This is a genomic window from Streptococcus sp. ZY171113, assembly GCF_057748235.1.
In genome coordinates this window covers 175,426-188,714 of sequence record NZ_CM173243.1, presented here as the reverse complement: position 1 = coordinate 188,714, position 13,289 = coordinate 175,426, and the positions used below count along the sequence as shown (strand labels likewise).

The 13,289-nt window shown below is 50.0% G+C and carries 6 protein-coding genes, 2 tRNA genes and 2 rRNA genes; all 10 read right to left on the bottom strand.

Annotated elements, in window-relative coordinates; translation table 11 throughout:
• Window positions 1–36 precede the first annotated feature (36 nt).
• The 10 genes from AC3ARB_RS00940 to AC3ARB_RS00895 all read right to left on the bottom strand — a co-directional run bounded on the left by AC3ARB_RS00940 (window position 37) and on the right by AC3ARB_RS00895 (window position 13,212).
• On the bottom strand, window positions 37–1,032 hold the full coding sequence (locus AC3ARB_RS00940) for an alpha-ketoacid dehydrogenase subunit beta (RefSeq protein WP_488320721.1): 996 nt from the start codon (window positions 1,030–1,032) through the stop codon (window positions 37–39).
• Between the two features lie 535 nt (window positions 1,033–1,567).
• Window positions 1,568–2,536, bottom strand: a complete 969-nt coding sequence (locus AC3ARB_RS00935) for a thiamine pyrophosphate-dependent dehydrogenase E1 component subunit alpha (RefSeq protein WP_488320720.1) — start codon at window positions 2,534–2,536, stop codon at window positions 1,568–1,570.
• 343 nt (window positions 2,537–2,879) lie between these two features.
• Window positions 2,880–3,485 (bottom strand): NADPH-dependent FMN reductase, encoded by a 606-nt coding sequence (locus AC3ARB_RS00930; RefSeq protein ID WP_488320719.1) that lies wholly within the window; start codon window positions 3,483–3,485, stop codon window positions 2,880–2,882.
• Window positions 3,486–3,622: 137 nt separating this feature from the next.
• The gene (locus AC3ARB_RS00925) at window positions 3,623–4,051 is read right to left on the bottom strand and encodes a MarR family winged helix-turn-helix transcriptional regulator (RefSeq protein WP_488320718.1); all 429 of its coding nucleotides are present in this window, start codon (window positions 4,049–4,051) and stop codon (window positions 3,623–3,625) included.
• Between the two features lie 713 nt (window positions 4,052–4,764).
• Window positions 4,765–5,010, bottom strand: coding sequence for a hypothetical protein (locus tag AC3ARB_RS00920; protein ID WP_488320717.1), 246 nt, complete (start codon window positions 5,008–5,010; stop codon window positions 4,765–4,767).
• Between the two features lie 68 nt (window positions 5,011–5,078).
• Window positions 5,079–9,473, bottom strand: coding sequence for a PolC-type DNA polymerase III (locus tag AC3ARB_RS00915; RefSeq protein ID WP_488320716.1), 4,395 nt, complete (start codon window positions 9,471–9,473; stop codon window positions 5,079–5,081).
• A 195-nt stretch (window positions 9,474–9,668) separates the two neighbouring features.
• Window positions 9,669–9,741: transfer RNA gene (locus AC3ARB_RS00910), tRNA-Asn, on the bottom strand.
• A gap of 5 nt (window positions 9,742–9,746) precedes the next feature.
• Window positions 9,747–9,862, bottom strand: a 5S ribosomal RNA gene (gene rrf / locus AC3ARB_RS00905).
• A gap of 94 nt (window positions 9,863–9,956) precedes the next feature.
• Window positions 9,957–12,860: ribosomal RNA gene (locus tag AC3ARB_RS00900) — 23S ribosomal RNA — on the bottom strand.
• 279 nt (window positions 12,861–13,139) lie between these two features.
• Window positions 13,140–13,212, bottom strand: a tRNA-Ala gene (locus AC3ARB_RS00895).
• Between the last annotated feature and the right edge of the window lie 77 nt (window positions 13,213–13,289).

Below are 13,289 nucleotides of genomic sequence, written 5' to 3'. Positions count from 1 at the left end.
CTCGGCCATTGGGCTCTGCCCGACCACTAGGCAACATTAACCTTTGTTAACTGAGCGATAAATAGCAGCCTTGATCTTCTCAACAGTTGGAAGCATGGCTTGCTCAAGAACACGAGCGTAAGGAACTGGCACATCTTCTGAGGCCAAACGGATGATTGGGGCATCCAGGTAGTCGAAAGCGTCGCTTTCAGCAACCTGAGATGCGATTTCACCGATGAAACCACCCGTTTTGTAAGCGTCGTTGACCAAGATCAAGCGACCAGTTTTCTTAACAGAGTCAAAGATCATTTCTTTGTCCAATGGAATCAGGGTACGTGGGTCGACAACCTCAACGCTGATGCCTTCTGCTGCCACTTCGTCAGCTGCTTGGATAACACGCTCCAGCATACGGCCGTAAGACACGATGGTCACGTCAGTACCTTCACGTTTGATGTCACCTTTACCAAGTGGGATGTAGAAGTCTGGGTCTTGGTTAACTTCTTCTTTTTTACCATAGAGGGCTTTTGGCTCCATGAAGATAACGATGTTGTTATCACGGATAGAAGATTTCAAGAGACCTTTAGCTTCGTTAGCTGTACCAGGTGCAACCACCTTGATACCTGGGATGTGAGTCAACCAAGCCTCAAGTGATTGAGAGTGCTGAGCCGCAGAACCGATACCTGAACCTGATGCCACACGGTAGGTAACAGGGGTAATCAAGCCACCACCGAACATGTAGTTGTTTTTGGCACCGTTGTTGACAATCGCGTCAAGGGCGATGGTGATGAAGTCCATGAAGGTCAAGTCGATGATCGGACGCAGACCAGTGATGGCCGCACCAACCGCTGCACCAGCGATAGCCGCTTCAGAGATTGGCGTGTCTTTAACACGCTTCTCACCAAATTCAGCCAACATACCCACTGAGGTACCGAAGTCACCACCGTAGATACCAACGTCCTCACCCATCAGGAAGACATTTTCGTCTTTACGCATTTCTTCGCTCATGGCAAGGTTAATCGCCTCACGCAGAGCCATCAATTTCATTTCAGCCATTTTGTGTTTTTCTCCTGTGTTGTTTATGAAAAGATTTTTTCCAATGATTGCTTTTTTTGTTTTTGGATAGATTCTTAGGTGGTGACGGACGCCAGCAGCTGCCTACGGCATCTCATGGCTAAGTTTTGAGCCTAAGGTCTCAAAACTTCCGTCAGTCATCAGCCAAAACTGGCCGATGACTGTTTCACCACAGCGAATCTATCCATTAGTGGCTCGCTTCGCTCGCCAGTCGTCCTGACTGGACAAGCAACAAGCCTTGTCGTAAACGGGTTTGGGGTGTCGAGAGGGGTTAGGTTACCATCTACGACACGGAGTTATCACTGTCGATAACACAGCGATAACGTCTTAGTCAGACAAGTAGGCAGACCACTATCGTGGTTGCCGTAGATTGTCAAGCACTTTAGTGCTTAGACAACCTTCTGACGTTACAATCGTGCTCGAGCTAAAGGCAGTGTCAAAAAGATAAATCGTCTAGAAAATCAGGATTTTCTGCCGATTTCCTGTTTTGACTTTGCCTTTTTAACGCTCTCACAACTTAGTCTACCCAAACATCCTCAAAGGCTACTGAGAGTTCTGGGTCTGGGCTGTTTACGGCAAATTCGTAAGCATCGTCAACTTCTTTAACCACTTGGGCGTCGATAGCGTCAAGCTCTTCGTGAGTTGCGATACCTTCTTTGGTCAAGTAGTCGCGGTACTTGATCATTGGGTCTTTTTTCTTCCACTCTTCAACTTCTTCTTTGGTACGGTAAACACCAGCGTCGGCAGTTGAGTGACCGAACCAACGGTATGAGATGACCTCAACGATGGCTGGTCCGTTTCCACCACGAACGTGCTCAACAGCTTTGCCCATTGTTTCGTAAACGGCCAAAACGTCGTTACCGTCTTCAACGTAGAAACCTGGGATACCGTAGGCTTCAGCACGGGTGTAAAGGTGAGGGGTGTTGGTAGCATTTTTGATATCCATAGAGATACCATAGCCGTTGTTGATGATGAAGAAGATTACTGGGAGCTTCCAAGTCGCTGCCATGTTAACAGACTCGTGGAAAGAACCTTCGTTGGTCGCACCGTCACCTGAGAAGGCAACTGCGATATTGTTTGTCCCCTTGTACTGTTGGGTCAATGCCGCACCGACAGCCATAGCGTAACCACCACCAACGATACCGTTGGTCCCGTAGTTACCACGTTTGAAGTCTGCCAAGTGCATGGAACCACCACGGCCCTTAGACACACCGGTTACTTTACCAGCAAGTTCAGCCATCATGGCGTTCAAGTCCATGTCTTGAGCGATTGATTGACCGTGACCACGGTGGTTAGAGAAGAAGCAGTCATCATAAGTCAAGTGCTGAACGGCACCAACGTTAGCCGCTTCTTCACCAACTGAGAAGTGGGTCATCCCTTGAACGAAACCACGACGCACCAGTTTGTTAATCCGCATATCAAACTCACGAATGCGTTGCATTTTCAAATACATTTCCAAATGTGTCTCTTTAGAGAGTGTTACCATGTTGTCCTCCAACAAAATTTTATTACCCTTCTATTTTATCGGAAAACATCACAAAGTGCAAGTATTTCAACCCTTTCCTGAGCTGTTATAGGTCAGTTTTGAAAAGAAAAAGATTGTCTTTTCACAATCTTTTTCCGTTTCCTGAAAGTCACAACTGAGCCTAGAAAAAATGCCAGCAAAAGCGTCAACTTATCTGAAAAAGAACTACTCAGTCAAATTATCGTTTCTTATTCCCGAACGTTTTCCAAAAAACTAGAACAGTCTACCAAACTGTTGCACTGGTTTAGGGCACAAGACTTGCACCGCAAAAAAACCAGACTCCGAGGAATCTGGTTTAAAAGCTTTAGTTAAGGGCTGCCAAGACAGCGTCTGCTTGAGCAGAGAGTTTAACGATAACTTCGTCAGATACCACCAACTCACCTGTACCCCAAGCTTCTGGGTTAACTGGTGAACCTGTGAACTCACCCACTGGAGTGGTGCGGATAAAGGTCAGCATTTGCTTGAATTCTGCAAAGAGGTGGTCGTGACCGCCGTTAGCAACAGCTGAAACCGTTGTTACTTTTTCGTTGATAGCAGAAGGGCCTTTTGGATTTGACAAGTCAAGGGCACGGCTAATCCAGTCGGTCAAGTTTTTCACCACACCTGGGATAGAGTAGTTGTAAACTGGTGAAAAGAACCAGATGGCATCTGCGGCTTGAACCGCATCACGCACCGCTTGAACCGCTGGCAAAACTGGTGTTTCAAGGTCTTGGTTGAAGAGTGGCACATCCTTGTAGTCAAGGTAGCTCACGCTGGCACCCTTTTCAGCCAAGACTTTCTCAGCAGCCGCAGCCAACTGGTGGTTAAATGAGCCCTCACGCAAAGAGCCGACAACGAACAAAATGTTTTTAGACATGACAATGTCCTCCTTTTTGGAAAATAGTGATTTGATAGTGTTTATGATAGACATGACTATCTCCTTTACTTCTCAGTCATATTTATGACTATGTAGTGATTATAAGCCAAGCCCAAGAGATTGTCAACAGATTTGTCTCAAAAATTTCACTAAGTAGTATTTTTGTCCAGAACACCCCTAATAAGATCTTCCTACAAATTTTTGAACTTTTTCAAGAGGCTAATCAGCTGCTCCTGCTCCTCTTCGGTCAGGACGCTCATGGCCTCCTCTACTCGGTCCAGGTGACCAGGCAGGACACGACTGATGAGGTCTCGACCAACCTCGGTCAAACCAATCAAACTAGCCCGTTTATCCTCTGGGCAAGGCCGACGATAGACCCAACCCTTCTTTTCCATATTTTTCAAAACCACAGTCATGTTGCCAGACGTGGCCAAAAGTCCTGTCAAGAGCTGGCTAATCCGCTGCTCCCCCTTGCTGTAAAGCAGGTCCAAAACCCCAAACTGGGTATGGGTAATCCCCTGCTCCCGCAACTGAGGCACCACATGGTTATCAATGCTCATCTGGGCCTTCCGAAAAACGATATTGGCCTTGCGGGCCGTCTCTTTCACCTGCTTGCTCATGCCTGCCCCCCCTTTCTTTCATTTCTCTGACCTCTATCCTACCACTAAATAGTGACAAGGGCAAGCCAAACACCTTGCCAGCCCTTCTTTTAGAAAAATAGCCCCTGACAAATCAGGGGCTAGGGCTGAGCAGGCAAGTGTACCCACCGAGGCTTGAAGACCAGTTCATAAAACTAGAGGAGGTTCTGAGATGGCCCAGCTTAAAACTTGTCCAACTGAGCAAAGACCTTAACTAGCAAGTCCAAAGGAAGCCGACTCAGCCGCATAAAGAGGAAGATTTTCAGAGCACCAAGGAAGGCTACTTTTATATAGCCCGGATCCCCGCCGATCAGACGACTGAGCCATCCATATAAATTTTGAGGGCCTTCATCTGCTGGCCTGACCAGACTAATCCTCTGCTTGGTCCTGGTCTGACAGGTCCAACAAAAGAGCTTATAAAAGAAACTGACGTGTCCACGTTGCCCAGATAACCACGATACTTTCCAGCTAATCAATTCCCTCAGCTCTGGACCATTAACGGCTTGTTACTGCGGGCAGGTCTGACAGGTCAAATAAAACTGCTTTTAGGGAGAAAATTTCCGAGTATGGAGCTTACGCATCCAGTCCACAAACAGGATAATCAGTCCCACCAGTCGCAAAAAACTCAAGGTATCCAAAAGGATTTGAACCATAAACAGCACCCAAAAAAACAACTCATCACAAGCTGGTGAGGTTTATTTCCGCAGGTATTTCCAAAAACGGATCAAACCCGTTCCTAAAGCTAAGAGCAAGAGCCCTCGAAAGACATAAACATAGAGGTGGATGTTGAGGTAGAGGTAAATCCAAATCAACCACAAGCTGGCAACAACGGCCATCTTGCCCCAGAAACCCAGTTTTCGCCGCAAGAACCAGCCCAGAAAATCATCATCGGGGGACTTGCTCTCTTCAAAATCTTGTCGCAGTTTTTTCCAAAAAATCATCTTACGCCTCCTTAAATAGTGGCGCCCAAGGACAACTTGAACAGGTCCTTTTTGTCAGAAAATCCCCTCTAAAACAAGTCATCAAACAAACTGAGCTGGTTGTCCTCTGGCAGGCCATGCAGGATGCCCATGTCGGTCATCTTCTCAACCAGGGTCGTTGACAGGCCGCCCCGTTTGCGGAGTTCCGTTTTGGAGAGGAAGTCCCCCTCCTCACGAGCCGCCACCAGTTGCTTGGCAACGTTCTCGCCCAAACCTTCCAAGGCAACAAAAGGCGGAATCAGGGTGTCACCCTCAATCTTGAACTCGATGGCGTCACTCTTGTAGAGGTCCAGCTGACCGAACTTAAAGCCCCGCTCCAGCATTTCATTGACCAACTCCAGGGTGACAAAGAGGTCCTGTTCCACATTGCTGGCCTCGTTGTTTTTCTTTTTCTCCTGAATGTCAGCCATGCGGGCCTTAACGGCCTCAAGGCCGCCTGACATGGTCCGCAGTTCAAAGGCCTTGGCCCGGATGGAGAAATAAGCACAGTAGTAGTAAAGCGGGTGATGAACCTTGAAGTAGGCCACCCGCAGGGCCATGAGCACGTAGGCCGCCGCGTGAGCCTTAGGGAACATGTACTTGATTTTACCACAGGATTCGATGTACCAGTCTGGCACCTTATTATCCTTCATGGCCTGGATGTAGCCGTTGCGCTCCTCCTCAGAGATTTTCAGCCAGAGGCCTTTCCGCACCCGCTCCATGATGTTGAAGGCCATTTTAGGCTCTAATCCCGCGTGCATGAGGTAAACCATGATGTCATCCCGACAGCCGATAACGGTTTTCAGGGTCGCAATGCCGTTCTTAATCAAGTCCTGAGCGTTGCCCAACCAAACGTCCGTCCCGTGAGACAGACCCGACAGCTGCAAGAGCTCCGCAAAAGTGGTCGGATGGGTCTCGTCCACCATGCCCCGAACGAAATTGGTTCCGAACTCAGGAATCCCCAACATGCCCGTGGCCGTCCCAATCTGCTCTGGGGTCACCCCCAGAATTTCCGTCCCAGAAAAGAGGGCCATAACCCCAGGGTCGTCCGCAGGAATGTCCTTGGGGTCAATCCCTGACAAGTCCTGGAGTTTCCGCACCATGGTCGGGTCATCGTGACCCAGAACATCCAGCTTGAGCACGTTCTCGTCAATATCGTGGAAGTTAAAGTGGGTGGTCTGCCAGCTGGCCGTCACATCGTCCGCCGGGTACTGGATGGGCGTAAAATCATACACATCCATGTAATCTGGGATAACAACGATACCGCCCGGGTGCTGGCCGGTATTTCGCTTGACCCCAGCAGCGCCCTTAGACAGGCGATCCACCTCGGCCTCGGGGTAGAACTTGCCATAGTCTCGCTCGTAACCCCGCACAAAGCCGTAGGCCGTCTTGTCGGCCACCGTTCCCACCGTTCCTGCACGAAAAGCGTATTGCTCACCAAAAATCTCCCGCACGTCCAAGTGGGCCGACGGTTGGTCGTCCCCTGAGAAGTTCAAGTCAATATCGGGTACCTTGTCGCCGTCAAAGCCCAAAAAGGTCTCAAAGGGGATGTCTTGGCCGTCTTTGGTCAAATGGCTGCCGCATTGCGGACAGTCCTTGTTGGGCAGGTCGTAACCCGAACCATAGGAGCCATCGGTGATAAACTCGCTGTACTGGCAAGACTTGCAGACGTAATGAGGGGGCATGGGGTTGACCTCTGTAATCCCAATCATGGTGGCCACAAAACTAGACCCAACCGATCCCCGTGAACCAACCAGATAGCCCCGCTCGTTAGAGCGGTTAACTAGCATCTGGGAGGCCAGGTAAATCACCGCAAAACCATTACCCAAAATAGAGGTCAGCTCTTTCTCAATCCGCAGGTCGATGATGTCTGGCAGGGGATTGCCGTAAATCTCAAAGGCTTTCTGGTAGGTCAGCTCCGCAACGGTCTCCTCAGCCTTTTCGATATAAGGAGTGTAGAGGTCCCGTTTGACCACCTCCACCTCCTCGAATCGCTCCAGCATAGCATTGGGAGCCGTGATGACGATGTCCCGTGCCAAGTCTTCTCCCAAAAAGGCAAACTCGTCCAGCATTTCATTGGTGGTTCTAAAGTGAGCTTTAGGCAGGGGAGCTGGCTGGGCATCTTCCCCCCGACCGATTGGCCGGTTAATCATGGCCCCTTGCCCCAGGGCTCGGACGATGATTTCTCGGTAAATCTCGTCTTCAGGCTCCAGGTAGTGGACGTTGCCTGTTGCCAAAACAGGCTTGTCCAGGTCCCGACCGATTTGGATTAAATCCTTGATCAGCTGTTCCACGGCCGCCATGTCCTTGACATTGTCCTTGGCGACAAGTGGGGCGTAGAGGGCTGGTGGCATGACCTCGATGAAGTCATAGTAGCCAGCCAAGTCACGGGCGGCCTCATAACCTTGGGACAGGAGGGCAGCGAAGACCTCGCCGTCTGAGCAGGCCGTCCCCAAAATCAGCCCCTCACGGTGCTCATCCAGCACCGTCCGAGGAATCCGAGCCACCCCGTCAAAATAAACCACGTTGGATAGGCTGACCAGCTTGAAGATGTTTTTGAGCCCAACCTGATTGGTCACATAGAGGGTGGCGTGCTTAATCCGAGCTTTCTTGTAAGAATCCTCAGCCACCAGCTGGGTGTTGAGCTGGAGGAGGTTGGTCAGACCATGCTTTTCTCTAGCCTCTTCTAGGAAGATGAAGAGCAGGCGACCGGTGGCCTCCGCGTCATAATTGGCCATGTGGTGGTGCTCCAAGGCAACGCCAAAGCGTTTGGTCAGCGCAGCCAGACCATGACGCTTGTAGTCTGGGTAGAGGTTGCGTGCAAACTCCAGGGTATCGATGACGGGCTCTGCTATTTTCCCAAAACCATAACGCTCGTAGTTGGCGTCCATAAAGCCCACGTCAAAGGTGGCGTTGTGGGCGACCATGACCGTGCCCTCGCAGAAGGCCTTGAACTCAGCCAGGACCTGCTCAATGGGCTTGGCGCCCTTGACATGGTTGTCGGTGATGCCTGTCAGCTCGGTGGTAAAGGCAGACAGGGGGTGCCCAGGGTCGATGAACTCATCGAACTGCTCAATGATGTTACCCTTGTACATCTTGGAGGCCGCAATCTGAATCAGCTTGTTGTGGACAGCTGAGAGACCGGTCGTCTCCACGTCAAAGACCACATAGGTGGCCTCGTGGAGGTCCAAATCCGCCTCGTTGTAGGTGATGGGCACCTTGTCCTCAACGATGTTGGCCTCCAGACCAAAGATGACCTTGATGCCAGCCTTGCGGCCAGCGTGGTAGCCGTGGGGGAAGGACTGGACGTTGGCGTGGTCGGTGATGGCTATGGCCTTATGGCCCCAGCGGGCAGCCGTTGCCACCAAATCCTCAACGGTCGGCAGGGCATCCATGGTGGACATGTTGGTGTGGGCATGAAACTCCACCCGTTTCTCGCCCTCTGGCATCAGGTCCTTGCGAGGCGTGTGGCTGATTTCCTTGGCCTCTTGGACGTTCATGGTAAGGGTCTTAGAAAACTGGTTGAACTCGATTGACCCTCTAACCCGAACCCAGCTGCCCTTCTTGATAAAGTCTAGCTCTTTAAGTTCCTTATCATCCTTGACCCACTTTTGCAGAAAGAAACTGGAAGTGTAGTCGGTCATCTTGAAGGTCAAAATGTGGCGACCGTTTCTGGTCGTTTTCTTCTCCACATCAAAGACCAGACCCTCAAAGACTGCCCGTTCGCCCTCCATATCTAGGGCCTCAATCATAGGGGTCAGGGCTACCTTGTCAAAACCAGCCTGACGAGCCTTGGCCCGTTCCTTGTAATCAAAGGTCGGCTTGGCTTCCTCCTTAGGTGGCAGGCTGGCCTCTAGCGACTTCTGGGCTTCCAACGCCTGTTGATGAGCCTCTTGGAGAATATCCTCCCGACTGGCCTCAAACTGACTGACCAGGTCCTGAGTGGTCTGGGCACAGGGCTCTAAAACGAGGTTAACCTGTCCCAAACCAAAATCAGCCAACTGCTGACGGAGGTTGGGTAAGTGAGTCTTCTGGAAATGCTCGACCACCAAAAACTCTGGAGTTTCGATAATCAGCGATTGACCATCGTACTTGACCGCCAACTGGCTAAAAGAGGCCTTGAAATTGGGCTGGTTGCAGGGTTCAAACTCAAAAGCCTCCCGATAGTAAGCCTCCAACAACTCGCCTGAAAAGCTCGGCTCATTGACCCAAACCCGCAGGCTCACCCTGATGTCGGCAGCCGCAAAGGTAGCTGTCAGCCTCTCTCTAAGCTCCCGGTAGGCCGCGATGGGCAGAACCTCCGCAAAGGCTAGATCAAACTCCCAATGGCGGCTCTGACTGTGAACCTTGACCCCCTTGATGTCCGCAGACAAAAAGGGCGGCGACGCCTGGACCTCCTGAGGCATCTGAATTTGGCTCATCAACTGCTGAAATAAGTCTGACATAGTCTTCTCCCTCGTTTCTAGTCCCCCTATTTTACCATATTTTTAGCGTTTTTTGGGAAATGGCAGAGCTTATGTCCCTCCCATCTCCTCTTAACAAAACCAAATCGTAGACAAAAACTTATTAGCCACCAACTCTTCTAAGAAAAACTTAAAACAAAAAGAAAACGCTGATTGCTCAACGTTTTCCTTTTCTTACTCCGCCAACAGGGCTCGAACCTGTGACATCATGATTAACAGTCATGCGCTCTACCGACTGAGCTATGGCGGATTATAGCTAAGCAACTCCCTTATCTCACAGGGGGCAACCCCCAACTACTTCAGGCGTACTAGGGCTTAACTGCTGTGTTCGGCATGGGAACAGGTGTATCTCCTAGGCTATCATCACTTAACTAATCTCAGTGCTTATCCACTGATAATTGAATACCTATATTGTAACTCAAAACCGCTACGCTTGTCAATACTTCTACTGACTTAATTTTGACTTCGGATAAGTCCTCGGACGATTAGTATTGGTCCGCTCCATGTCTCGCAACACTTCCACTCCCAACCTATCAACCTCATCTTCTCTAAGGGTCCTTACTGATATAAAATCATGGGAAATCTCATCTTGAGGTGGGTTTCACACTTAGATGCTTTCAGCGTTTATCCCGTCCCTACATAGCTACCCAGCGATGCCTTTGGCAAGACAACTGGTACACCAGCGGTAAGTCCACTCTGGTCCTCTCGTACTAGGAGCAGATCCTCTCAAATTTCCTACGCCCGCGACGGATAGGGACCGAACTGTCTCACGACGTTCTGAACCCAGCTCGCGTGCCGCTTTAATGGGCGAACAGCCCAACCCTTGGGACCGACTACAGCCCCAGGATGCGACGAGCCGACATCGAGGTGCCAAACCTCCCCGTCGATGTGAACTCTTGGGGGAGATAAGCCTGTTATCCCCAGGGTAGCTTTTATCCGTTGAGCGATGGCCCTTCCATGCGGAACCACCGGATCACTAAGCCCGACTTTCGTCCCTGCTCGAGTTGTAGCTCTCGCAGTCAAGCTCCCTTATACCTTTACACTCTACGATTGATTTCCAACCAATCTGAGGGAACCTTTGGGCGCCTCCGTTACCTTTTAGGAGGCGACCGCCCCAGTCAAACTGCCCGTCAGACACTGTCTCCGATAGGGATAACCTATCTGGGTTAGAGTAGCCATAACACAAGGGTAGTATCCCAACATCGCCTCCATCGAAACTGGCGTCCCGATCTCATAGGCTCCTACCTATCCTGTACATGTGGTACAGATACTCAATATCAAACTGCAGTAAAGCTCCATGGGGTCTTTCCGTCCTGTCGCGGGTAACCTGCATCTTCACAGGTACTAAAATTTCACCGAGTCTCTCGTTGAGACAGTGCCCAAATCATTACGCCTTTCGTGCGGGTCGGAACTTACCCGACAAGGAATTTCGCTACCTTAGGACCGTTATAGTTACGGCCGCCGTTTACTGGGGCTTCAATTCAGATCTTCGCTTGCGCTAAACCCTCCTCTTAACCTTCCAGCACCGGGCAGGCGTCACCCCCTATACATCATCTTACGATTTAGCAGAGAGCTGTGTTTTTGATAAACAGTTGCTTGGGCCTATTCACTGCGGCTGACTTAAAGCCAGCACCCCTTCTCCCGAAGTTACGGGGTCATTTTGCCGAGTTCCTTAACGAGAGTTCTCTCGCTCACCTGAGGCTACTCGCCTCGACTACCTGTGTCGGTTTGCGGTACGGGTAGAGTATAATACAACGCTAGAAGCTTTTCTTGGCAGTGTGACGTCACTAGCTTCGCTACTAAACTTCGCTCCCCATCACAGCTCAACCTTATAGGTACAAGCATTTAACTCATACCAAGCCTCACTGCTTAGACCGGCACTTCCAATCGCCGGCTCTAGTTAGCCTACTGCGTCCCTCCATCACTTCATACTCTAGTACAGGAATATCAACCTGTTGGCCATCGGATACACCGTTCGGTCTCTCCTTAGGTCCCGACTAACCCAGGGCGGACGAGCCTTCCCCTGGAAACCTTAGTCTTACGGTGGATGGGATTCTCACCCATCTTTCGCTACTCATACCGGCATTCTCACTTCTATACGCTCCAGCACTCCTCACGGTATGCCTTCGCCGCATATAGAACGCTCTCCTACCATGACACATAAGTGTCATCCACAGCTTCGGTAATATGTTTTAGCCCCGGTACATTTTCGGCGCAGGGTCACTCGACTAGTGAGCTATTACGCACTCTTTGAATGAATAGCTGCTTCTAAGCTAACATCCTAGTTGTCTGTGCAACCCCACATCCTTTTCCACTTAACATATATTTTGGGACCTTAGCTGGTGGTCTGGGCTGTTTCCCTTTCGACTACGGATCTTAGCACTCGCAGTCTGACTGCCGACCATAATTCTTTGGCATTCGGAGTTTATCTGAAATCAGTAAACCGAGATGGCCCCCTCATCCAAACAGTGCTCTACCTCCAAGAATCTCAATGTCGACGCTAGCCCTAAAGCTATTTCGGAGAGAACCAGCTATCTCCAAGTTCGTTTGGAATTTCTCCGCTACCCACAAGTCATCCAAGCACTTTTCAACGTGCCCTGGTTCGGTCCTCCAGTGCGTTTTACCGCACCTTCAACCTGCTCATGGGTAGGTCACATGGTTTCGGGTCTACGACATGTTACTATGACGCCCTATTAAGACTCGGTTTCCCTACGGCTCCGTCTCTTCAACTTAACCTCGCAACATATCGTAACTCGCCGGTTCATTCTACAAAAGGCACGCTCTCACCCATTAACGGGCTCGAACTTGTTGTAGGCACACGGTTTCAGGTTCTATTTCACTCCCCTCCCGGGGTGCTTTTCACCTTTCCCTCACGGTACTGGTTCACTATCGGTCACTAGGGAGTATTTAGGGTTGGGAGATGGTCCTCCCGGATTCCGACGAGATTTCGCGTGTCTCGCCGTACTCAGGATACTGCTAGGTATAACTTCGATTTCGACTACGAGGCTCTCACTCTCTCTGGCTGACCTTCCCATGTCATTCGTCTATCAAAATTAAGTCCACGTTGCAGTCCTACAACCCCGAAGAGTAAACTCTTCGGTTTGCCCTTCTGCCGTTTCGCTCGCCGCTACTAAGGCAATCGCTTTTGCTTTCTCTTCCTGCAGCTACTTAGATGTTTCAGTTCACTGCGTCTTCCCTCCGACATCCTTAACAGATGCGGATGACAGGCATCAACCTGCCGGGTTCCCCCATTCGGACATCTCTGGATCAATGCTTACTTACAGCTCCCCAAAGCATTTCGTTGTTCGTCACGTCCTTCATCGGCTCCTAGTGCCAAGGCATCCACCGTGCGCCCTTATTAACTTAACCTTTAAATTAATCATTTTATCGCATGTTCATGCGCAGCGTTTCGGTTTATTTTCTTGTTACTATTTCATTTATCTTAAATAAATGGAATTTGATATAGATATTCAATTGTCAATGGACAAAGTTAGGATACAAAGTGACGGTCCGCTTGCGGAAATTTCTGTATAAATTTCGAAACCTGACGACGACTGCTCGCAGTCTAGGGAAGGTCGAGAAATTTACTAAGAAATTAGTCACGTGTTCAACTTCACTTTATTCAGTTTAGTAGGAACTTATATCCTATGGAGCCTAGCGGGATCGAACCGCTGACCTCCTGCGTGCAAAGCAGGCGCTCTCCCAGCTGAGCTAAGGCCCCGTACATATGGGATGTACTATTAACGTTATTTAGTTTGTTTCGATATGATATCGTTTGGTATCCGCTGGTTCCTGTCG